The 23663-nt window shown below is 56.9% G+C and carries 19 protein-coding genes; 17 read left to right on the top strand and 2 right to left on the bottom strand.

The genetic code is table 11. From position 1 onward, the window contains the following. Positions 1-89 precede the first annotated feature (89 nt). The 11 genes from K1Y02_13140 (at position 90) to K1Y02_13090 (ending at position 13461) form a co-directional block, all read left to right on the top strand. Positions 90-1880, top strand: a complete 1791-nt coding sequence (locus K1Y02_13140) for an ABC transporter permease (GenBank protein MBX7257302.1) — start codon at positions 90-92, stop codon at positions 1878-1880. Between the two features lie 192 nt (positions 1881-2072). Further along, positions 2073-2270, top strand: a complete 198-nt coding sequence (locus K1Y02_13135; protein MBX7257301.1) for a hypothetical protein — start codon at positions 2073-2075, stop codon at positions 2268-2270. Between the two features lie 394 nt (positions 2271-2664). Then, positions 2665-3237: a GNAT family N-acetyltransferase gene (locus tag K1Y02_13130; protein ID MBX7257300.1), complete on the top strand. Its 573-nt coding sequence runs from the start codon at positions 2665-2667 to the stop codon at positions 3235-3237. Then, on the top strand, positions 3212-3754 hold the full coding sequence (locus tag K1Y02_13125; GenBank protein ID MBX7257299.1) for a GNAT family N-acetyltransferase: 543 nt from the start codon (positions 3212-3214) through the stop codon (positions 3752-3754). The genes K1Y02_13130 and K1Y02_13125 overlap by 26 nt, the downstream gene beginning before the upstream one ends. A 1-nt stretch (position 3755) precedes the next feature. Then, on the top strand, positions 3756-4385 hold the full coding sequence (locus K1Y02_13120; GenBank protein ID MBX7257298.1) for a GNAT family N-acetyltransferase: 630 nt from the start codon (positions 3756-3758) through the stop codon (positions 4383-4385). Further along, positions 4385-5119, top strand: coding sequence for a CPBP family intramembrane metalloprotease (locus K1Y02_13115; GenBank protein MBX7257297.1), 735 nt, complete (start codon positions 4385-4387; stop codon positions 5117-5119). The genes K1Y02_13120 and K1Y02_13115 overlap by 1 nt, the downstream gene beginning before the upstream one ends. After that, positions 5116-6153 carry an ABC transporter ATP-binding protein gene (locus tag K1Y02_13110; protein MBX7257296.1) on the top strand — a complete coding sequence of 346 codons (1038 nt, stop codon included), beginning with the start codon at positions 5116-5118 and terminating at the stop codon, positions 6151-6153. The genes K1Y02_13115 and K1Y02_13110 overlap by 4 nt, the downstream gene beginning before the upstream one ends. Positions 6154-6161: 8 nt before the next feature. After that, positions 6162-6959 carry an ABC transporter permease gene (locus tag K1Y02_13105; protein MBX7257295.1) on the top strand — a complete coding sequence of 266 codons (798 nt, stop codon included), beginning with the start codon at positions 6162-6164 and terminating at the stop codon, positions 6957-6959. Continuing rightward, positions 6959-8878, top strand: a complete 1920-nt coding sequence (locus tag K1Y02_13100; GenBank protein MBX7257294.1) for an SPASM domain-containing protein — start codon at positions 6959-6961, stop codon at positions 8876-8878. The genes K1Y02_13105 and K1Y02_13100 overlap by 1 nt, the downstream gene beginning before the upstream one ends. 208 nt (positions 8879-9086) lie before the next feature. Beyond that, entirely contained in the window at positions 9087-12719 is a 3633-nt protein-coding gene (locus K1Y02_13095) for a protein kinase (protein MBX7257293.1), read from the top strand. 109 nt (positions 12720-12828) lie between these two features. Continuing rightward, positions 12829-13461, top strand: a complete 633-nt coding sequence (locus K1Y02_13090) for a carboxypeptidase-like regulatory domain-containing protein (GenBank protein MBX7257292.1) — start codon at positions 12829-12831, stop codon at positions 13459-13461. 990 nt (positions 13462-14451) lie between these two features. Here the strand turns inward: K1Y02_13090 and K1Y02_13085 are convergent. Next, a complete protein-coding gene (locus K1Y02_13085; GenBank protein ID MBX7257291.1) occupies positions 14452-15930 on the bottom strand; it encodes a CoA-acylating methylmalonate-semialdehyde dehydrogenase in 1479 nt (492 codons plus the stop codon). Between the two features lie 142 nt (positions 15931-16072). On the opposite strand from K1Y02_13085, the gene fbaA reads away from it, so the two are divergent. From fbaA to iolG, 6 genes are all read left to right on the top strand, one after another. Next, positions 16073-17098, top strand: coding sequence for a class II fructose-bisphosphate aldolase (fbaA, locus tag K1Y02_13080; GenBank protein MBX7257290.1), 1026 nt, complete (start codon positions 16073-16075; stop codon positions 17096-17098). Further along, positions 17092-17991, top strand: coding sequence for a 5-deoxy-glucuronate isomerase (iolB, locus tag K1Y02_13075; protein MBX7257289.1), 900 nt, complete (start codon positions 17092-17094; stop codon positions 17989-17991). Before fbaA ends, iolB begins: the two co-directional genes overlap by 7 nt. Before the next feature lie 67 nt (positions 17992-18058). Next, positions 18059-19054: a 5-dehydro-2-deoxygluconokinase gene (iolC, locus tag K1Y02_13070; protein ID MBX7257288.1), complete on the top strand. Its 996-nt coding sequence runs from the start codon at positions 18059-18061 to the stop codon at positions 19052-19054. Positions 19055-19123: 69 nt separating this feature from the next. Then, a complete protein-coding gene (gene iolD, locus K1Y02_13065; GenBank protein ID MBX7257287.1) occupies positions 19124-20983 on the top strand; it encodes a 3D-(3,5/4)-trihydroxycyclohexane-1,2-dione acylhydrolase (decyclizing) in 1860 nt (619 codons plus the stop codon). 30 nt (positions 20984-21013) lie between these two features. Then, positions 21014-21952, top strand: a complete 939-nt coding sequence (locus K1Y02_13060; protein ID MBX7257286.1) for a TIM barrel protein — start codon at positions 21014-21016, stop codon at positions 21950-21952. A 1-nt stretch (position 21953) separates the two neighbouring features. After that, the gene (gene iolG, locus K1Y02_13055; protein ID MBX7257285.1) at positions 21954-22973 is read left to right on the top strand and encodes an inositol 2-dehydrogenase; all 1020 of its coding nucleotides are present in this window, start codon (positions 21954-21956) and stop codon (positions 22971-22973) included. 180 nt (positions 22974-23153) lie between these two features. Here the strand turns inward: iolG and K1Y02_13050 are convergent. Further along, positions 23154-23663, bottom strand: a 510-nt coding sequence (locus tag K1Y02_13050; protein MBX7257284.1) for a hypothetical protein, incomplete at its 5' end; no start/stop codon positions are given.

Below are 23663 nucleotides of genomic sequence, written 5' to 3'. Positions count from 1 at the left end.
TTGCAGAGGCCCCAGTTTTGGGGCCTCTTATTTTGTACAGGGGTATCCCTTGACTTCTGCCACCTTGCCCCCTGTGCTACACTTACCCCATGCCAAGCGCATTTCTGCCCATTGCGGCCCTCATTCGCCGCGAGCTAGTGTCGAGTCTGCGGGAGCGCAAGTTTTACGCGCTGTTGGCGGTACTAGTGTTCTTGGCGGCAACTTTCGTCCTCCTCAGTTATCCCGATCGCACTCTCACGCCATTACTGTTGTCGATGGTATCGCGTGGGATGTTCGTGTTCGTCATCCACTTTCTCGCAATCGGTGCACTTGTCGTCATCCCCGCGACTTCAGGAAGTGCCATCGTGTCGGAACGCGAGGAAGGCACGCTGGATCTCCTGGCCATGACAAGTGCCAAACCCTGGCACGTGGTCACTGCAAAACTCGCAAACTCAGTAGGGCATTATCTGCTGATTATCATCGCCCTAATGCCTATTGCCGCGGCATCGTATTTTCTTGTGGGACTTGACAATGACTTGCTTTGGAACGTCCTCTTCCTCATCAGTGCAACGACGTTATCCTGCGCTGCTGCCGGCGTAATGTGTTCTTGCCTCTTCAAAAGGCCGGCTGTGGCCGTCGGTACCAGTTATCTCTGCATGCTGACGATTCTTGGCCTCCCGATGCTGCTCCTTCTCGTCGTGCTGGCGCTTTTCGACATTTTCCGCTTGCAGGACAGCATGGACTGGTTTGCCCAGTATGTCTCGCCCTACATCGCATTCTCGCAAATGACTTCGTATCCGAATTACCGCCCTTCGATAGTCAATCCGATGAGCGTTGCTTCTGCCTGCGGCAGTTTCCATAGTGCCTTGGCCATCGCATTAATCATCTTGACACACCAGCTTGTGGCGCGAAGATGGGGAAAGTCCGAATCCCCGGAGAGGCGGCGCACAAAGCTCACAAAGGTAGGTCCTGTTCGAGGTTCTGGGCGGGTGCGAGTCTTCTCGACACGTGCCAATCCCGTATACCTCAAAGAAGTCTGGTTTGAGATGTCTGTACGCAAGCGAACAGGCCTGCTGACGTTCGTCACACCATTCTTGTTGGCATTCTCAGCGACCACGCTCATTGTGCTGTGCCGCTACGTCAATGCAGACGAGTATTCGTACGCTGATGCTTTCGCGGGATGGCAATTGCTTCAAGCTGTCCTAATGCCCGCCTTGTTGGTTGCTGTGATGGGCAATATCTTCACGAAAGAACACGAACGCGATACCTTCGATTGCATTCGCGTTACGACCTTGGGTCCGGAAAAAGTCTTCACAGGAAAGATGCACGCATCGATCCAGGTCGCCCTCACCATAGTTTTCGCTGCGGCGCTTGGTTCCATTCCGCTGCTCTTCCTACCGCAAATATCGAAGATCACCATAGTATTAGGCTTTCTCATGCTGGCGGAGTGCATGCTGATCGCTTGGGCGTGCGCCCTATTCGCCTCCAGCATGCATCGGAAGATGACCTGGGCCTTTGTTACGGCCTATGTATCCAGCGCCATGTTCATAGTCGGAATAGCAGCAGTTGCTGCTGCTATTTTGTCCTGGTTAAGGGTAACCGACTCGCGCGGTATGGACAGGGTCGTCTATTGCATCTCCCCCCTATCTGCTTTCTTGTCTCGAATCAGCGTCGGGTACATGGGGGTACAACCTGGCAACACCGAAGGCGCCGTGATTGAAGCCTTGGCATTGGCCTATCCGGCGATGGTTGCGTTGGTATCAGCAGCCTTGAGCTATCTTGGATTCCTGACTACCTATCGTAAGTCTCCTACGTTGCGTCCGCTCGTCAAGCACCTATCCGTCAGAATGACCCCAGGTCAGCCGTCTTCACTCGGCCAAGCCCCGTCATCCAACCCGTAACACTGGCGTTACTGAAATGTACGGTAAATAGGGTTCTCGGGAATATGACGGGCTCCCCTCTATCCTGAGAGCGACGATGCTGTTTGACTGGGAAGGGGGGCGGTGATATACTTCGCCAAGTTGTCGAGAATCCTACGTAGTACGGGTTACAGCAACGAGTTAAGGCGCCTAATGGGTGCGGGAGAGAGTATCGTGAAGCATATAACCTCTATTTCGAAGACCCCTGTGCTGGCGGAAAGCAGCACTACCGACTTGACCTTCATCCTGTCAATTCTCGGGTTGGCCTCGGATTTGTTCTCGCTGTTCTTGGGTTCCTTCTCGGATGTCTTCTCGGGCTTGTTGACCGCCCTTGGCGAATTCAATTCCGTCAAGAATCCAACATCAACATAGTGTGGGTTTTAGGCGGTTTCCGCGGCGATTGCCTGCCGGAATCCGCAATGGAATAGTATATGGCCCAGTGGAAGGGCCATATGGGTGTTTTGCAGCGTAAGCCAGGGAGAGTGAGCATGAAGCACATTCGAGGCATCTCCGCGAGCAAGGCCATTCGAGCCGATGCCCTGTCGGATTTCTACAACGCGGTATGGCAGGCGTGGCTTGAATTCTCGTATCGCAAAAAGAACGAGATTATCGTAACGTAACCTCGTGACGTGTTGTGGCGCCGGGACGTGCTGTATACAATTGTCCCGGCCTTTTTTATTGAGCATAGTCGAAACGACCGTGAATTCGAGTTCCGGGGTCCGTTCCCCGCGTTGAACGCTTCTTCTTACGGTGGACAATACCAGTCATGATTATCGGCGAGCACTCTGTCATTCGCGCGGCTGAACCCGACGATGCCTATTCGTTGATACAGCTCTATGACTCCGAAACCCCTCGCTCATTCCTTCTGGGGCCCGCTCGCGAAGTCATGACTCCCAACCGCGACGAATTGCGGGAGATACTCACCCGCCGGGATTTGGTGACCGGAACATTCTTTGTCGTCGAAGACAAGCAGGGCGAAATCCAGGGTAGTGCCGTGTTTCGGGGCGCGAAGCTCGAATCCGAATTTGCCGAAATCGTCCTCGCGCTAGGGCGTGACGAGGCCTACCAGAGCCCGCTGGCTCACGAAGTTTTCCTCTATCTCAGGCGAGTCGCGTTCGTGGACAAAAAACTCAACAAGATCGTGTCGCATTGCTTGTCCACGGAAACAGCGTCGCGCGCCTTCTTGCTCTCACACGGATTTCGGAGCGACGGTGTCCAGCGAGACATGACGTATGCTCGGGGCAGATACTACGACCTGGAGGCATTCTCGTTATTTCGGCGGGATGTGCTCGAAGAACTGGAGGCAGAACTCGATGAGCCTGCGACTGCGACGTCCTGATCGCGATGATCTGGACAGCATTGTCGACTGGATCGGCGACCCGGCATTTCAAGCGCTCTTCTATGTGGGCGACGATCGGGTATCGCAACAAATCGGACAGCAAATCCTGGGGATGGTCGGCGGCGGCGTCACCCTCGCGCTCAATCCCACTGGACAGTTTGTTGTTGAGGCTGACAATGAAATCGTTGGGCTCGTCTCTATCCAGGATTTGAGCTGGCGCAATCGCTCCTGCACCGCAGACGTATATCTGACGCCTACGTTTAGAGACGATCAGAATGCAGCCAAAGCTTACCAAGCACTCATTGCGTATTGCTTCGATGAACTGAACCTCCACAGAGTAAGCGTTCGCGTGCAACCGGAGGCCAAGACACTCCACAACGCCCTGGCGGGCATGGGTGCGAAGCAGGAGGTCGTACTGAAGGGGCACGTTGTTCGTAGCGGCGAGCCCAAAGACGTTTTCGAATTTGGCATACTGCGTGACGAATTTGCCCCCAAAGCGGCACAGGAGACGGCATAGAATGGCGCTCAAATCCAGCGTTTTCCTGCGTCGAGCCGATCGCGACGATCTCGAAACGGTCGTCGCATGGATGGAAGACCCCGCTTTTCAGCGATTCCTCTATGGCGACCCTGCGCGCTCTCCCAAGCAGATTCGCGAGCAGATTATCGGTATGCTCGGCCGCGCCAACCCCATGTCCATGCCCGCGGCAGTGTACTGCATGGCAGACTCCAAGAAACTGGGGCCCGTGGGACTGTTCCAGGTTGTGAACATCAGTTGGCGCAACCGCTCCTGCAATCTGGATTCCTACATCTGCGAAAAGCGTCGCAATGGGTTCCACGGTGCAATCGCATTTTTCCGCATGCTGGACTACTGCTTTACAGTCCTCAACATGCACCGGGTCAACATCTACATTTACGGGTTCAATGCCCGTTCGTGGCGAATTTTCGAATTCTCGGGCACTCCGCGCGAACTCGTCCTCGAAGAGCACGTCGCTCGTGACGGCAAGCTCTACGCCATGTACGGATATGGTGTCTTGAGAGAAGATTTCGAACGATTGAAAGAAATAAACTCGAAGTCGTTTCGCGGTGGCGACCTGCGCAGCATGATCAACGATCTTCGTGAACTGACCGATTCGGAGGCGACTGCCTGATGCTGGGCGTTATCTTCATCGGCCTCATGTTAGCCCACGTAGTCTATTCGCTAACCACCAGCGACCAGCCGGATGGCGAACCCCTGCCCCCCCGGGTCCGAATGGTTCATCTGGTCCTGCAAGCACCGCTCTTTTGGCTGGCCGTCTATTTCGCGTATGAGCAAGGCGTTCTCTCGCGTGATTTGGTGTCCCCCTTCTACATCGGCATCGGACTCGTCGCCGGTCATCTCGTCTTCTCCATTTCCCTGCTCGCCACGCACTTGTCCTTTCGCGATTCGTGGACCCACGTCTTCGATTTCGGGCCCATCTGGAACTTCACGATGGACAGCCCGATTGTCCTCACCCGCTTCATCGGCGTCGCGCTTGCCGAAGAACTAATCTGGCGAGTGGGCACTCAGGTCATTCTGATTGAGTGGTTCCAGAAATGGATGGATCCCGCATGGGGAACAGCACTGGGAATCGTTGCCGCCGCGACGTGCTTCGTACTCGTTCATAAACATTTCTTCAAGAACTCGTGGCACGTCTCCGTCGAGTTCTCGGTGTTTGCGCTCTTGTTGGGCGTTCTCTATTACTGGACCAACAGCTTCATTCTCGTGATGGTTATTCATGCCATGCGCGACATCGAAATTGCCTATTTGGAATACCTCATCAAAGTCGAAGAACTCGGCGACGAAAAAGCCGCCGCCGATGCTATCGAACGATCTTATATGCCCATGAGGCCGGAGAAGTCATGACATCGAATTGCGCAATAGAGCTCCGGCATGTCGATAAGATCTTCCACACGCGCCATTTCTTCACGCCGCACGAAGATACCGGGGTCCGTCACTTCCACCGCAAGAAGGTTGTTCATGCGGTGGATGACGTTTCCTTCACCGTCGAAAGTGGACAGATCTTCGGACTCCTCGGCCGCAATGGCGCGGGCAAGACGACTACAGTCAAGATGATCTCGGGATTGATCCGGCCCACTTCCGGTGCCGTATACGTAGACGGACTGCACGTAGAAACGAAGCGACTGGAAGTACTCCGAAAGATTGGCGTGGTGCTCGAAGGAACCCGCACCTGCATCTGGCCGCTCACGCCCCTGGAAAACCTGGCGTACTTTGGCAACCTGCGTGATGTCCGCGGCAAAGTCCTTCGGAAGCGCAGCCGCGAACTGCTCGAATTTATTGGCCTGAAGGATAAGATGAATGTGCAGGTGCGTCGTCTCTCCCGCGGGCAGAAGCAGAAGCTTGCCGTGTGTATTGCCTTGATCACGGACCCCCCCGTTTTATTGCTGGACGAACCCACCACCGGGCTCGACGTCCAAAGCAGCCGCTCCATCAAAGACAAGATCATAGAAATGACGCGGACGCAAGGTAAGTGTGTGCTTGTCACGACGCACGACATGAGCGTAGCGCAAGAGCTCTGCGATCGGATCGGCATTATTGACGGCGGCAAACTGATCACGTGCCGCTCCACCGGCGACCTCCTGGACGTTTTCTCAGACTTAGATTTTGAGATTCGGCTGGATCGGCTTCCGGATCTTATCCCCCTGCAAGAAATACCGGGGGTATTGCAGGTCGAGCCGCGTCAAGTAGACGGTGAAGCAGAGGTTCTTGTGCGCGTCTCGCACGACCCGGAACTGCGCTCAAGAGCCTTGTTTTCTACCATGCAGTATCTGAACAACGCAGAAGTCAGACTGCGTTCCATCACCCAGCGTCAGCAGACACTTGAAGAAGTATTTCTTCGTTTGACGTCTGGTTCGAGCGATCGTTCAAGCGGTTCATAAGGAGTCACATGGGTTTCTTTCTGGTAATGAAAGCGGAAGTCGTGCGTTCGCTGATCATCATGCGACGCTACTGGTTTGCCACCGCTACAGGAATTGTCATCGCTTACGCCATGTTCATGACGCTCATTTTTGGCTTCATGAAGGGCGTCGTAGATCCCGGGTGGGCTGAACGCGCCACAGGCACCACCCTGGGATTAGTGATCGGAATGTTTGCATTCGGAATTGCCGGCATTTTCACGCAAGGCCTTCAGACCATGGCCCGCAGCGGTGAATTGGAGCAACTCTGCATGAGTCCTCACGGACTAATTGCAAACTTCATGGCACGTTCGTGCGTAGGAGCCGCCGTTAGTATTCTGTCTTGGACCGTCCTCCTTGCATTGATATCCGCCACACTTAAGACCAAGTTGCACATAGCGCCAGTCCCCATCGTAATGCTGTTGATTTTGACCTATATTAATCTTATCGGATTCGGATTCATGGTCGGCGGGCTCGTCCTCGTCTTCAAGCAGACTGGGCAAGTAGCCATGATTCTACGGATGGCCCTGATGGGCATTGCAGTCACGGTCTCCGAGAAAATCTACGAGTGGCCGGCGCCGCTTCGAATCCTTGCGCACATGGCCCCCATCAGTGACGCGACTATCTGCCTGAAACGCGTTCTCCTGGATGGAGCGGGCATGGGGATCGTTACGCACGCCTCCTTCTTTTGCTTGATCATCAGTTGCGTCGTCTGGACCACACTGGGTCTGGCGTGCTTCAAGTTTATGGAGAATTGGAGCCGCGATAAGGGCACACTGGGAGTCTATTGATGCCGAAGGAAGCGCTTCACCGATTCGAAGAAGCAGGAAAACGATTCGCAATCGATCCCGAAACCTGCTTCTGTTTCGAATGCGACGAGATTTCGTGGGACGTTTTGGAGTACTACCCGTTCACGTCGGTGAACCGCATTTGTCACCTACTTAATGGTAAGCACGATGTCAAAGAGCTGGAAGAGGTCGTTGGGGAGCTGGAATGGCTGCGCTCCACCAAGGCCATCCTGCCGCATATCAAACGTGAGGACTTCCGCAAAGAAGTCGTTGTCGAACAAGGCCTCAAGCGGCTATCGGTACGGCTTCCAAGAGAATCCACGGAGACCGCCGTCCGGAAGAAGGGCTGGTTTGGTGGCGCTACAATTACGTCCAGTTCGGCTCGCGACTTCGGTCGCGACGCCATTGCGTTGTTGCTGGGAAGATCCGGTGACCAAAAGGAACTGCGGCTGGAGTTCCTGGAAGAAGAATCGGTTCATAATGGCGCGCTGCTGGCGGATCTCAGCACTCAGGCGCTAAAGACCGCCGCACTCGCTGGAAAGAAGTTGATTGTTGAGCTTCGTGTGCACGGCCTGACGCTGGCAAAGACTCCGGAGTTCCTGGAAGGGCACGCAATCAGTGCCCTCCTTGAATTTTCCGACCCCGAAGGCGTGGCCACGGGGCTACGCGCGTTCTCCGAGAGTGCTCCAGATACCTTGCCTCGACTCCTCAAAGCTCTACAGCCGGATGCCCCCGGTGTCTCGGGCCGCATTGTCATCCGCCCCAATCATCCTCGGTTCTCGACCGCCGTCGAGGAGTTGGAGAAGGCAGGTTTCTCATTCATCGAACTGGATCTGGACGGGGCATACGTAGCAAATCCCTCGCTCGACCCGAATGAAATGCTGGTCAGCTTGAAGAGGACCGCCGTCTATTACGCCAAACAGTTGCTGCAGCAGAAATACACCCGGCTCGATCCCATCGCGCCCCTCTTCTATCGAATCTACGATGGCAAGCCGCTCCGCCGCGCGGATCTCAGCGGCTCCAATGAAATGGCCATCGATACAGACGGCGGCATTTATCCGTCGTGGCGCTTTTTAGGCAACGCAGACCTTCGTATTGGCTCGCTGGAAAGCGCAGAGATGCGCGAGAGTGTCCGTTGCCGTTTTGATGAAGTGGGCGCTGCAACAACAGGCGTGTGCAGGCGCTGCTGGGCACGTAACCTGTGCGGCGGCGGCAGTACCGCCGTACACCAGGCGCTTTCCGGCTCGTTCCGGAAACCTCACGACACGTGGTGCAACGCGCAGCGCTCATGGATGGCCAGCGCCGTTGCCGCGTTCAACCTCCTTTCCAGCGAAGGCGTCAACTTCTCTCGCATGTACGGCGTGCTCGCACGAACTTCGAAGCCCTCCATTTTCACGCTCGTGAAAGCGGCCTTCCGCATGACTATCGGCATGCGGCCCATCGCGGAGGCCGACGCGGAAATGCTCATGGACTGGGAAAACTGGAACACGGCCTCCTACTTCCTGTTCAACGAGACCGGCGTCTTTCTCGCGTCGAAATACGACCGGGAAATGGATGCGCTTCACTCCAAGGGCATGGACCAGGAACTTCTGCTCCTTAAGCGCGATGGCACACCCTTTGGTATCGTAAAGTTGCGGCCTGAACGCGTTCAGGGCGCAGCACGCGCGTGGGTGTATATCCACGACCCCGCTGACTACGCTTCGGAGGATGTAAGAAAAGGATTCCGTACCATCCTTAAGGAAGCAAGCACCAGCCAGTCCATCCGCAGGGTAACAGTCCCGGCGGCCGCTTATGAGTCTGAGCTTCAAGCGTTCTTGGAAGCAGTGGGATTTGCCAAGGAAGGTGTCCAGCGGGAAGCGTTGTTTATCCACGACGCTTACCACGACGTCTCCATTTACGGACTCTCCACCGAGCAGCTTTAGGAGACATGCCCCGCACACTCCATCCTGTCGGCGCGGATTTCGGGACGCAAATTCGTTTTCTGCACCCCCATTGTTGCAGTCGTCCTTACCTTGGAGTAGCATGTGACTGTGGGGTATGCGTAAGTTGATGTACCTCCGAGCTATTCTGTGAGACATTAGTCAATTCGAGACAAGTGTTTGCGCGTTTTGGTATGTGAGGTAGCGCGGAGTGGACAAGGATCGGAGTCTTCTTTTCGGGGTACTCGGCATCTCGCTTCGTCACTTTTCCGCCGAGCAGATCCAGCAATTCACCGCAGAATGGGAAATCGAGCCTTCCCAAAGTCTGCCGGAACGGCTATTGTCTGCAGGCATCGTTACTCCTCAAGTCTTCGAGACTCTGAACAGCATCACGGACCTCGTCGTTAAAGTACATGGCGGCGACGCAGGAGCCGCATTGCGTGCGTTTGGCGGCGAGACGACAATCATCGCACCCATTGATCACCCCACCTTGACGGATCCGTTTTTTTCCGCTGAGGCATCCTCGTTACCCGAAGTGGAAGGTGTGCAAGAATTTCCGGGACGATACTCGGATATTGGCGAACACGGCCGCGGCGGCTTTGGCCGAGTACTTCTGGTACACGATTCTCATCTTGATCGCGACATCGCGATGAAGGAACTCCTGCCCGTCGAACTGAACGAGGCTCCACCAGGAACACCCGCTCCTGGTACGGATCCCAACACACCCACGCGTAAGACTCTCGAGGTCGTGTCGCGGTTCCTGCGTGAAGCTCGAGTTACCAGTCAATTGGAGCACCCGTCTGTCGTTCCCGTCTATGAATTGGGCCGGCGCAGCGATGGAACCCTTTACTACACCATGCGCTTTGTGCGCGGCAATACGCTTTCCGCGGCGTTCAGACAAAGAAAAACGCTCACTCAACGTTTGGAGCTGCTGCCTCACTTCGTGGACTTGTGCAACGCCATTGCTTACGCGCACTCCAGAGGGATCATCCATCGCGACATCAAGCCGGGCAACGTCATGGTGGGCGATTTCGGCGAGACTGCCGTGCTGGACTGGGGACTAGCCAAATCGCTGAATCATACGGAGACGCACACGTGGGAACTCCGCGAGACGATGCGAGCCATGCATGTCGACGATGAAGAAGCCGTAACCAAGACGCTCTATGGCCGCGCGTTGGGTACCCCGGCGTATGTATCCCCCGAGCAGGCCTTGGGCAGACTCGACGAGATCCGCGAACGATCCGACGTCTACTCCCTCGGCGCAGTCTTGTACGAATTGCTGACGGGACGCGTCCCGTACGTTGGCATCACGGCCCACGATGTTTTGGAGAAGGTCGTTTCCGGACCGCCGCGCCCCGTTCACGAAGTGGAGTCCCAAGTCCCGCCTGAACTGGCCGCCATCTGCCAAAAGGCTATGGCACATGATTCGGAAAAACGGTATGCGAGCGCCAAGGAACTCGCCGACGAAATCCAGCGCTTCCTGTCCGGGGCGTTGGTCAATGCCTATCGCTATTCGTTGTCGCAACGTCTTGTGCGATACGTCGCAAAGAGAAAGGCCGTTTTCGCAACCGCGGGCGCCGCGCTACTGATTCTCGTTGCGGTAGTGGCTGCATCTTACTCGCGCGTCGTCAGCGAGAGAGACAAAGCAGTCGTCGCGCGAGAAATGGCAGAAGAGCGGTTGTACGAAACCAGCATCCTGCTGGCCAACGACGAGGTAAAGCGAAGGTGCTTCGATCTCGCCGTCGCGAACCTCGATCTCGCGCCACAGAAACACCGCAATTGGGAATGGAACTACCTGAAGAGAAAATGCCATCAGGATCTACTAACGTGGCGCGTTCACACAAGGCCAATCGTCAGCGCGGATTTGAGTCCTGACAAGAAAACTCTACTCACGGCCAGCTATGACGGAACGGTCAGGATCGTAGACCTTGCCACCTGGCAGACACTTCATCTCTTCACCAATTTCTCCGGCCGTCTTGAAGAGGTAGAATTCAGCCCGGACGGCAGGCGCATTCTTGTCGGATGCTCCGACGGTGCCATTTACGTCAAGGATGCTGGGACGAGATCCGAGTTGTTCGCTCTTCGCAACGACGGGAAGGACAGAATCGCCCATTTCACCGCCGCCGGGAATCGAATCTTCACATACGGCACCAACGAGCCGGTCCGCTTTTGGGACTCCTCCACCGGCGAGGAACTGCGCTCCTTCTCCAATCAAGCGAAGGACTCCAGCAGAGCTGAAGTCAGCAGCGATGGATCACGTGTGTTTATCTTCGGCAAATCGCACTCAATAACGCTGTTTGATTCTGAAAGCGGAGCAGAGCTGGGAAGTATCGAGGTACCCGGTTGTCGCAAAGTTGCTTACTCATCAAAGGCGTCGCGCCTGATCACCGTGGGTCGCGACAAAATGGTCAGCCTATGGGATGCCAACAGCTTCTCGCTTTTGGGAGCCTTGCCAACAGACCTTGAGAGAACCAACATCCTCGCACTGACCCCAGACGAATCGAGTGTGGTTGTCGCGGGACTTCCGGGAGATGTCTACGTCTTTCGCCTGAATCCATTTGAGCTCGCGGCCCGATACACCTGCCATTCGGAGATAATTACTAACATAAGCTTCAACACGGCAGGCACGCTCATGGCTACGAGTTCAACCGACCGCACCGTCTCGGTTTCCGATCTCGTCGCTGGTAGTGTTGTCGCGACGTTTGAGGGACATTCTGGGATTGTGAACGGCGCGTTCTTTCTTCAGGACGAACGAAAGGTCCTGAGTTTTTCTGAAGATGAAAGCGTTAAGGTGTGGAGCTTGGATGGATCCCCCAATGCGGCCGTCTTTGTGCAAAACGCGCACAAACTGGGTCTCAATGACGGGGTCTTCAGTCCGGATGGAAAGTACGTTGTTTATCTTGGACAAGACTACGCCGCGGGTCTATGGGATGCCAAGACACACGAAACCAAACTCGAGCTTCGCGAACACAAGGGCAATGTCACTCATGCCGGCTGGAGTCCGGATTCGAGCCGCTTTGTCACGGCTTCTGCGAAATCGCTCATCAACCACGAAACCGATTCTGGACATGCCCTGTTCCAAGCCGATGACTTCGCCCATGAATTGCGCGTTGTTCGGTACAGTCCCAATGGCGACTCGATTCTCGTTGGACTCGCCGATGGAACGATACAACTGCGAGATCCGGCAAATGGAAGTGCCATCATTACCTTTGCGGGCGGTGGCGCAGAACTCTCGACGGCGCTCTTCACCCCTGATGCGGCACACATCGTTGCGGGCTACAACTCCGGAAAGATCCTCATCTGGAACAGCAAGGACGGCGTCAATCTCGAGGCAAGAGCCGGCGACAATAACGCAGTCGTGGACTTAGCCATAAGCCCGAACGGATCCCGCTTTGTGGCTGTTATCTTCCCAAGCATCACCGAAATCTACGATACTCCGAGCGGGCATATTCTCAGACAGAACCAGCATACCGTTACTGCCCTGCACAATTGCGCCTACAGCCCTGACGGTAAGCATATTGCCGTCATAACAACAGATAATCCCGTGGAACTTCTGGATTCGGATGGGAATCCCGAATGCACACTCAGCGGACACACCCAAATTGTCAAAATGGTGACGTTCAGTCCCGATTCCAAACGCGTTATTACTGCATCATACGATTCCACGGCACGGATCTGGGATATCAACACCGGCAAAGAACTCTTGTGCCTGGAAGGACACCGCGATCAAGTGTCCAGTGCCCGCTTCAGTCCGGATGGAGAGACCATTGCGACGGCATCCTGGGATGGGGATATGCGCTTCTGGAGCGGCGCATCTCCAAATCCCATTGATATAAATGAGTAGGGGGTGTGCCGCTCACCCATTCGAGTGAGCAAAAAGGAACGCAGACGTGCTGCGGGGATCCTTTGTGCTGGACTGTCTTCTAAACGCGAACCGCGAAAGGAGATGTACTATGCCTCGGAAGTCGACGCCACCTGTTAAAAAGACCGCTGCAAAGAAGGCTGCCGTCAAGAAGCCGGCAAAGAAACCGGTCAAAATCACCTTCACCGCGAAAGTCATCGACAGTAGCACCAAACAACCGCTTCCAAAGGTCAGAGTATCCGTTTTTGCGAAGGGCAAGCGTACAGCCAATGACACCAAGCTTACTGACGCCCAGGGAAAGGCCAGGCTCTCCACGCCTCCGAGCAAGGCCTACTGTCTCGCCGCGGAAAAGCAAGAGTATTTCAAGACATCGGTGGAAACCACATCCTTGGTGGACTATGTCGTCAGTACCATCCTCCTCACTCCCGAAAAGACCGAAGCAGAGAAACTTCGTACAAACGTTGATATCTCATTCGTTGTCTACAATTGCTCCACCCTGGAGCCTATCCAGGGCGCGACATGCACCATGAAGCTTCTTCCCAACGGACCGACCTATACTGCGACAACAGACGCTGACGGCATAGCGACATTCAATGTCCCGGCAAATCACTCCTACGACCTGAAGGTTACGAAGTCGGGCTATACGGACGTCACAATCTCGAATGTGTACTTGAACTCCTACTCCAGCGGGCGCGAGTTCGATTTCCCGCTCTGCCCACAATAGGCAGCGGCAAGACCACGGAAAACGACTCTCCGAAAACTGCCCGGCGGCGCAGAGAATATCTCACGCCGCCGGGTTCTCTCTTCTCAGATCGTTCTGCGATTTCACATGGCAATCTAAGTGCGCATCATCAGAGACTGCTGACGGATCCGCTAGCGAAGGTTTTCGCAGATCACCTCCACCGCCGTTTTAACAAAGCCATCGAACAGCCCATCCGCGAGCATATCGCCTAAAACTGAAACCTCCCGGCCACTTCCAACTCCCGCATTCTCTCAGCAGTCTCTCTCCAACCCGAAGGCGTTACAACTCCATTACGATGGGTTACGAGTCCGCCGAAGGTGGAGAACCACTCACGGACAAGGCTTGATTGTCATGCTGAGCGGGGGAACCGTGCGAGCGCGGGTTTCAGTTGTAGAAACAGAATCCAAGCGGACGGCCTTCTCTCTTGAGTGCCGCAGGCACGGCAGACTCCAGCCTGGGGTGAGATTCGCGTCACCGACGCGAATCGAAACCCCAGGTACCAGCCCCCACCCATCATGAGCCCTGTAAGGGCGAAAGCAACTTGTAGGGTCCGTTTCTTGGGAGCGGGGAACAGCGCGAGCGCGGGTTTTGGTGATAGAAACGACGGGCAGGGAGTCGGCCCTGACTCGGTATCAGACAACGTGTGCTCTTGTTCACTACTCACACCGTCTGTTTCTCCAGCGCGCCGCACGGCGCAAAACATAGTAGCCTGGGGCAGAGTCCTACGAAGCTCCGAGACGCAGTCGAGGGGCGAAGGAGGACGCCGCCCCAGGTCAGCAACCCACCCTAACGACCGCTCTGAAGGAGCGCCACATGCAAGAGGCTCGGCGTGTTTCTTAGGAGTCCGCCGGAGGCGGACGAAGCATCTGGAACAAGCTGTCTTGTCCTAAGCCAGATTCTTCGTCCGCCTCAGGCGGACTCAGAATGACAAGATCGCCGAGCGGAGTGTGGTTGTGAGCGAACTAAACCGCTCTAAAACTTCCTACTCCATTCCCTCGGCCAACGTTCCACGACGACCTTAGTCTCGGTGAAGAACTCCACGGCATGATGGCTTTGTCCGTGTAAATCGCCAAAGAAACTATCGCCCCAACCGCTGAACGGAAAGAACGCCATCGGGGCCGCGACACCCACGTTGACGCCGATGTTGCCTGCGTAGGCCTCGTTTCGAAACCGACGCGCCGCCGCGCCATCGCTCGTGAAAATGCACGCCATGTTGCCGTAACCGCGATCGTTCACCATCGCGATGGCCTCATCCAGATCGCGCGCGTGCATCAGGCTGAACACCGGACCAAACATCTCAGTAGTCGCCAATTCGCCCTTATGCGGCACCTCATCGAGCACGGTCGGGTATACGAAATTGCCTTGCTCGTAACCACGCGGTTTCTTGCCGCGCCCGTCCACGATCACCTTCGCTCCCTCCCGCTCGCCCACTCCGATCATCTCTTCCAGATACGGCACGCGGTCTTTGGAAATGACCGGCCCCGTCTCGACGCCCGCGTCCAGACCATACCCCACCACGCGGTTCTCTGCCGCTGCGCAGAACCGCTCCGTGAATTCCATTCGCGCATCGCCCACGGTAATGCCCACAGACAGCGCAAGGCACCGTTGCCCCGCGCAACCAAATGCAGAATCCGCGAGAATGTTCGTAGTCATCTCCATATCGGCGTCGGGCATGATCACTACTGGGTTCTTCGCGCCGCCCTGACACTGGACGCGCTTGCCGTTTTCCGCGGCCCGCCGATAGATGTAGCGCGCAGCCCCCGTCGACCCGACCATGCTCACGGATCGGATCGTAGGATGATCGAGAATTGCGTCGACCGTTTCTTTCGCACCGTTCACAAGTTGCAGTACTCCCGGCGGCAATCCGAGCGTATCGATCATCTCGAACAACCGCTGCTGCGTGACCGGGCACTTGTCGCTGGGTTTCACGATCACGCAGTTCCCCGTAGCGAGAGCATACGGCAGGAACCATAGCGGTATCATGCACGGGAAATTGAACGGCGCGATGATCGACGTCACGCCCAACGGCTGGCGGAACATATGCTCGTCGATGCCGCGCGCGATGTCTTCGTTGTTCGTCCCCTGCATCAGCGTGGGCACGCCGCATGCCGTTTCAATGTTCTCGATTCCGCGTCGAATCTCCCCCAAACTTTCCGCAAACGTCTTGCCGCACTCCGTTGTGCAGACTCGCGCCAGCTCATCCTTGGCGTCTTCGAGAATCGACTTCAACCGAAACAGAAACTGCACGCGATCGGTCGCTGGCGTGCGCCGCCACTCGGGAAACGCCGCCGCTGCCGCGCGCGCCGCCTCATCGACCTCCGCCGCCGTGGAATGGGGCACATCGGCAATGTGCTCTTGCGTCGCGGGATTCAGAATGGGAGCGTATTCGGTCGCAGACGAGCGCTTCCATGCCCCGCCCACGTAGTTGGATAACTTCTTTTCCAGGCTCATCTCGTTCCCCTCCTTCCCCTATGCCCGCGATTGTCCTCCCGACTACGCTATCCACCCTGACAGGATTTCGCAACTTGTCCGGCGCACGTCTTTGGAGTAGTCTGACTACCTATCGCCCAAAGTGAGGATCGGGGGAAACTCGATGCCAGTTGCGGACCATGCAACCTACTGCGCCATGCTCGACAAAGCACTGGACGAGCACTACGCGTATCCCGCCATCAACGTGCTGCAAATCGACACGCTGAACGCGGCCATCGAAGGGTTTGCGGCCGCAAAAAGCGATGGCATTGTCCAGATTTCGGTCGCCGCGGGCACGCACACATCGGGCGCATTGAACGATCCCGTCCTCGGGGCCATCACGCTAGCGGAACACGCGCACCGCCTCGCCGAGAAGTACGATGTGACCATTGCCGTGCATTCCGACCATTGCCCCACGGAGAAGGTTGACTCGTTCTTAAAACCTCTAATAGCCGAAACGGCGCGACGGCGCGTCGCCGGACAGCCTGCCCTTTTCCAAAGTCACATGTACGACGGCAGCGGTCTGCCCTTGACTGACAACCTTAAATACGCGCGCGAACTTCTGCGCCTCTGCGCCGACAACGGCATCGTGCTCGAAGTAGAAGCCGGAGTCGTGGGTGGTGAAGAAGACGGCATGCGCGGAGACCACAGCGCAAAACTCTACTCCACTCCCGAAGACATGATCGCCGTCTACGAAACGTTGAGCCGAGAGTCGGGTGCGCGTTTCATGCTCGCCGCGACATTCGGCAACGTGCACGGCGTCTACAAGCCCGGACAGGTTCAGCTCAAGCCTGCCATTCTCAAGGCCGGTCAAGACGCCGTGGTTGCGAAGTTCGGCGAAAAGGCCCGCCTGTGGCTCGTCTTTCACGGCGGTTCGGGATCGAGCACGGAGGAAATTCACGAGACCCTCGAGTATGGCGTCGTCAAGATGAACATTCACACCGACACGCAATATGCGTTCACACGCGGCGTCGTCGATCACGTAATGAAGAATTACGACGGCGTCTTGATGATCGACGGCGAAGTCGGCAGAAAGAACGACTACCTCGCCAGTACGTGGCTGAATCGAGGCAAGGCCATGATGGTGAAACGCGTTGTGGAAGCGTGCGAAGTGCTGCGCTCCGCGGGCAAGAGCCTTACCGCATGCTGAAACCACAGCAATACACAACCGAAAATCTGCTCATCCGGCCGCAGTACAATTCCGCCGATTCGGACCTGATTCTCTCCATCACACCCGAGCAGGCCGGATGGGAGCACATCTCATTTCAGGCAAGACGCCTCGCGACAGGCGCTTCGTGGTCCTTCGACACTCGAAACTGTGAGTCTGCCTTCGTCAACCTCAGTGGACGCTACTCGGTCAAGAGCAATCGCGGCGAATGGGCCAACATCGGCTCACGAGCAAACGTCTTCGACGGCCCCGCACACGCCCTCTACTTGCCGCGCAACACTGCATTTACCGTCACCGCCGACATCGGCGGCGAATTCGCCGTGGCCTGGGTGCCCACGGACATCGATCATGACCCCTGGCTAATCGAACCCGAGTCAGTGCCCATCTCCATACGCGGGGGCGACAACGTCAGCCGTCAGATCAACGACCTCTTGCCGCCAGGCTCCCCCGTTCACCGCTTAGTCCTCGTCGAAGTCTACACCCCCAGCGGCAACTGGAGCAGCTATCCACCGCACAAGCACGACGAGCACCACACAGACATGTCCGGAGCGATTGTCGAAGCCGATCTGGAGGAGGTCTACTTCTACAAGTTCGACCGTCCTGAAGGTTATGCAATCCAACGCGTGTATACAGACGAAAGCTGCCCGTTGCATCGCGCGGGCTATCCCATTGATGCGCTTCTCAGGCCCGAAGAGAATTGCGCTGTGCTTGTGCCCGAAGGGTACCATCCCGTCGCAAGCGCGCCGGGATACACCACCTACTACCTGAATGTACTGAGCGGCAGCGCGCAGAGTCTCGCGAGCCGCGATGACCCACGCTATTCCTGGGTAAAAGAAACCTATCGGCACAAGGACGAACGGTTGCCGTTGTATTGACGTGTGTATTCGAAAAGGGAGTCAGACACCTCGCATGAATCGAACTCGGGCCTACGACTCGCTTCACATGGGACGCTCCTCCATCGATCTCTATAGCAACGATGTCGGAGCGCCCTTTGAGCGCATACAGAGTTTCGCAGCCTACGTCGGCGGTTCTCCGACCAACATCAGCGTGGGCGCCCGGCGCCTTGGTCTGAAGACTGCCATTCTCACCGGGCTTGGCGAAGACCCCGTTGGTGATTTCATCCTGGATTTCCTGGAGCGCGAAGGCGTGGAGACGAAATTCCTGCATCGCAAACCGGGGCATCGCACGAGCGCAGTCGTTCTGGGTATCGAGCCTCCGGACAAGTTTCCCTTGGTCTACTACCGAGATAACTGCGCGGACATCGAACTGACCATCGATGACGTGCTCGCCTCGCCAATCGCCGATAGCCGCGTCTTTCAGTTCGCGGGCACCAACCTGTCCAAAGAACCCAGCCGCAGCGCGACCTTCTTCGCCGCCGAACTCGCGAGAAGTGCCGGCACCGAGGTCATTTTCGACATCGATTTCAGGCCCGATCAGTGGCACGACCCTCGCGCGTTTGGTGTGATGGCCCGCGCCATACTGCCTCTGGTCGATATCGTCATCGGCACGGAAGACGAAATCAACGCAGCCATGCTTCGCGATCCCAATCAGGTCTCCGTCACCCACTCTCAGGTCTCCGACACCAAAGTCAGCGGCAACGTGGATGAAGCCATTGAGCGTTTGCTCGCATACGGTCCCAAAGCGCTGCTGCAAAAGCGCGGCGCGGATGGACTGCGCATCCATTTGCCCAAGCCTTCGGGCACGGCGGAGCGAATTGACGCGCCGGGATTCCCCGTGGAGGTGTACAACATTCTCGGCGCGGGCGACGCGTTTGCGGCAGGTTTTCTGTTCGGATATCTCAGCGGCAATTCATGGTACGAAGCCGGACGTTTTGCGACGGCCTGCGGGGCAATTGTGGTGACCAAACACGGCTGCGCGAACTTCATGCCGACGCGCGACGAACTCATGACGTTTATCGAACAACACGGGGGGCTCTAGTCGTAACGGCCGTCCCCGGCAATCGGGAGACTTTTCGAAATGAGCGGAGCGAATGTACGCAGGTTGACCATGGCGCAAGCTTTGGTCCTCTTTCTGAAGAACCAGTACTCGGAACGCGACGGTGTCGAGCAACCGTTCTTCGCGGGTTGCTTCGGCATCTTTGGGCACGGCTGCATCGCGGGCGTCGGTCAGGCGCTACAGCAATACCCCGACTTCCGCTACTTTCAGTGCCGCAACGAACAGGCCATGGTGCACACGGCGGCTGCCTTCGCGAAAACGACGAACCGTCTTCGCACCTTCGCCTGCCTGTCCTCCATTGGACCAGGCGCCACCAACATGCTCACCGGAGCAGCCGGAGCCACGGTCAACCGCTTGCCTGTTCTTCTGCTGCCGGGGGACATCTTTGCGCGCCGAAACGTAGCCCCCGTCCTGCAGCAACTCGAATCGGGACAGTCGCAGGATATATCCGTTAACGACTGCTTCAAACCCGTCAGCCGTTACTGGGATCGTATCAATCGCCCCGACCAACTGATCTCCGCGTTGCCGGAAGCGATGCGTGTCCTGACGAGCCCGCTCGATACCGGCGCGGTCACACTGGCTATTCCGCAGGATGTTCAGACCGAGGCTTACGACTATCCCGAGGAACTCTTCCGCAAACGCGTATGGCACGTACCGCGCATGCGCCCCGACTCGCACATGCTGAATCGCGCCGCGGAGTGGATTCGCGCAAGCAAAAGGCCACTCATCGTCGCGGGCGGCGGCGTAATCTACAGCGACGCAACGGAGACCTTGCGCGCCTTCGTGGACCAGACCGGCATTCCAGTCGGCGAGACCATGGCGGGCAAAGGAAGCCTGCGTTATGACCACCCGCTCAACCTCGGAGCCATTGGTGTTACTGGCACATCCGCCGCCAATCCCATCGCACGCGATGCGGACCTCGTCATCGGCATCGGCACGCGGTACAGCGATTTCACGACCGCCAGCAAGACGGCATTCCAAAACCCCGGCGTGCGGTTCATCAACATCAACGTCGGCGAATTCGACGCATACAAACACGGCGCCTTGCCGCTCGTGGGCGACGCGCGCGCGGTGCTGCAGGAACTCTGCGCAACGTTGAACGGCTATATGACTCCGCCCACATACCAGGAACTGTGCAAGAAGCTGCACGACGAATGGGAAGCGGAAGTCGACAGGCTGTATGCGATCCGAAATAGACCCCTTCCAAGCCAGGGTGAACTAATAGGGGCCGTCAACGAGTTAGGCAAACCCGACGGCATCATGGTGTGCGCATCGGGCAGCATGCCCGGCGATCTGCACAAATTGTGGCGGACACGGCATCCCAAGAACTACCACCTCGAATACGGCTACAGTTGCATGGGCTACGAAATCGCCGGCGGACTCGGCATAAAGATGGCCGCGCCCGACAAAGAGGTTTATGTGATCGTGGGCGACGGCGGTTACCTCATGCTCTCTGCCGAAATCGTTACCTCCATCCAGGAAGGACACAAGCTCATCGTCATTCTCTTTGACAATCACGGTTATAAGAGTATCGGTTCGCTCAGCCGGTCCATCGGACAAGAAGGTTTCGGCACACGCTACGCGTACCGGAAAGAAGGACAACTCCAGGGCGACGGCGCTGGCGCCGAAGTGGAGACGCTCAGTGTCGATTTCGCGGCCAATGCGCGCAGCCTCGGCGCAAACGTGATTACCTGCAAGTCCTACGAAGATTTCGCCGGGGCCATCGACGCGGCACACCAAGCAGAGCGAACCACGCTCATCTACGTCGAGAACGATCGCTACGTCAATGTGCCCGGATACGACAGTTGGTGGGACGTACCCGTCGCGGAAGTCAGCGAGATGCCTTCCGTCCAAGAAGCCCGCAAGAATTGGGAATCCATGCGCTCTAAAGAACGCTATTACTTGAAGTAATCGAACAACTCGGGGAGGCTGACGCCAATTATGAGCACGCTACACGTCGGAAACGCCCCATGTTCCTGGGGCACGCTGGAGTTTGAAGGTGTTGGCGGCGAACGAATCGGGTGCGGTCAAATGCTCGATGAACTCGTTGAGACGGGTTACACGGGCACGGAACTGGGCGATTGGGGCTTTATGCCCACGGAACCCGATCGGCTGCGCGCCGAACTCGCGAAGCGCAAGCTCACCATGCTCGGCGCATTCGTGCCCGTTGCCCTGAAATACCGCGAAGCGCACGCCGAAGGTATCGCTGAATCCGTCAAAATCGCGCGTCTGCTTGCGTCTGTCACCGAAACCTCCGGCACGCATCACATGCCGTTCCTGGTGCTGGCCGACCGAAACGGAACCGAGCCTGAGCGCGTGGCAAACGCCGGACGTGTGACCCAGTCGATGGGATTGTCCGAACAGGAATGGCGCACCTTCGCGCGAGGCGCGGAAGACGTGGCCCGTGCTGTTCTGGAGGAAGCTGGACTTCGGACCGTCTTTCATCATCACTGCGCCGGGTACATCGAAACGCCCGAAGAAATCGCGCAACTGCTTCATCGCACCGATCCGGCGCTGCTGGGTCTCGTGTTCGACACCGGACACTATGCGTTCGGAGCCGGTGCGGAAGACGGCGATGGCGTACTGAATGCCCTGGCCCGATTCTCCGAGCGCATCTGGTACATGCACTTCAAAGATTTCGATCCCGCGGTGGCGAAAAGTGCGCGCGAAGAAAATTGGGATTACTTCACGGCCATTGCGCACGGTGTCTTCTGCGAACTCGGTAAAGGATGCGTCGATTTCGCAAAGGTCGCTGCGTGGGTTCGTACGCGCCCCGAACACCGCTGGATTCTCGTTGAACAGGATGTACTCCCGGGCATGGGCGCGCCAAAGGAAAGCGCGCGCCGTAACAGAGACCATCTCAGAAGCATTGGAGTCTGAAATGAGCAACGACACATTGGAAGTCGGACTTTTTGGCACCGGTCGAATTGGACGCCTTCACGCGCAGCACCTCGCCTATTCGATACCCGGCGCGCACCTTCGCTCGATAGCCGATATCGATACGAACTCGGCCAGCGCCTGCGCGGCGAATTGCCGCGTTGACCGTGTCGAATCGGACTACCGGCGCATTCTCGACGATGACGGAGTGCAAGCCGTTGTCATCTGCACGCCGACGGATTCGCATGCGCGCCTAATCGAAGAGGCCGCGCAAGCGGGCAAGCACATCTTCTGCGAGAAACCGATTGCGCATTCGCTGATCGATATCGATCGCGCGTTGGACGCGGCGGAAAAGGCAAGAGTGAAGCTGCAGATTGGTTTCAACCGCCGCTTCGACGCCAATTTCAGCCGCGTACGCAAGGCGCTTCGGTCCGGCGAAATTGGCGCGCCGCTCTTGCTGCATATTATCAGCCGCGACCCGGCCCCGCCCCCCGTGGAGTACGTCAAGAAGTCCGGTGGTATCTTTCTCGACATGACCATTCACGATTTCGATATGGCCCGTTTCCTGATGGGCTGTGAGGTGGAGGAAGTCTTTACATCGGCCGCCGTAAAAGTAGATCCCGCGATCGGAGCGGCTGGCGACTACGACACTGCGGTGATCATGCTCCGCTACACGAACGGCGTTATCGGGACAATCGACAACTGCCGAAAGGCCGTCTACGGTTATGACCAGCGCGTGGAAGTGCTCGGCAGCGACGGCGGTATTCACGTGGATAACAACTACCCCAACACGGCGATTGTCAGCGATTCCGCGTCTGTGCGGCGTGACTTACCCCTGAACTTCTTCATGGAGCGCTACACAGAGAGTTTCCTGACCGAGATGCGCTCCTTCGTTCGCGCCGTGCTGCTCGACGAGCCTGTCGAAGTCACGGGGGCGGATGGAAGAGCCGCCGTTGTCATGGGGCTTGCCGCACGCAAGTCCAAGGAAGAGAACCGGCCCGTCAAGCTCAGCGAAATCACCTAGACGAAAACAGGGACTGATGCAAGCGAAGCGAACGAAGTGAGCGAAGTCGCGGAAAACAGGGACTGATGCAAGCGCAGCGAACACAGTGAGCGAAGACGCGGAAAACAGGGACTGATGCAAGCGAAGCGAACGCAGTGAGCGAAGACGTGTCTGTCCCTGTTTTCCGAATTCTGTCTTCCCCTAATCGCGCGCTTTTACGCGCCACAACGTACAGGCTAGCAACACCGCCATCGTTGCCGCGCAAAACCAGAACGTAATCGCCGGACCGAACTCGTGCGTGACTTGTCCGTTGACAGTCACCTTTCCCGCTTCAATGAGTTTTCCACTGATGAAGTCCTGAATAGAAGCGCCGAGATAACTGAACAGTCCGACGAATCCCATGGCCGCTCCGCTGGCGTTCTTGGGGCAGATATCAATCGCCACAAGACCGCCCAAGAACACCAGCAATCCTCCCAGTCCGAATCCGAAAAAGGAGAAGCCGAGCATGTGCGTGAAATCGTACTTGCGATAGACCTGCAACCCGTCACCCACAGCTTCCACGCGTAGTCCGCGCACCGATGCTAACCAGCCCTCACTTTGCAGCAACCAAGACTGACGTTTGTCATCGGAATTGACCACAACCTGCGCGCCATCAGGAACGCGTATAGACTGTGCTTCAAGCGCCTGGATGACAGAAGGCTTGAGTGAACC

The sequence above is a fragment of the Candidatus Hydrogenedentota bacterium genome, assembly GCA_019695095.1.
Taxonomy (GTDB): domain Bacteria; phylum Hydrogenedentota; class Hydrogenedentia; order Hydrogenedentales; family SLHB01; genus JAIBAQ01.
This window is presented reverse-complemented; position numbering and strand designations above follow the sequence as displayed.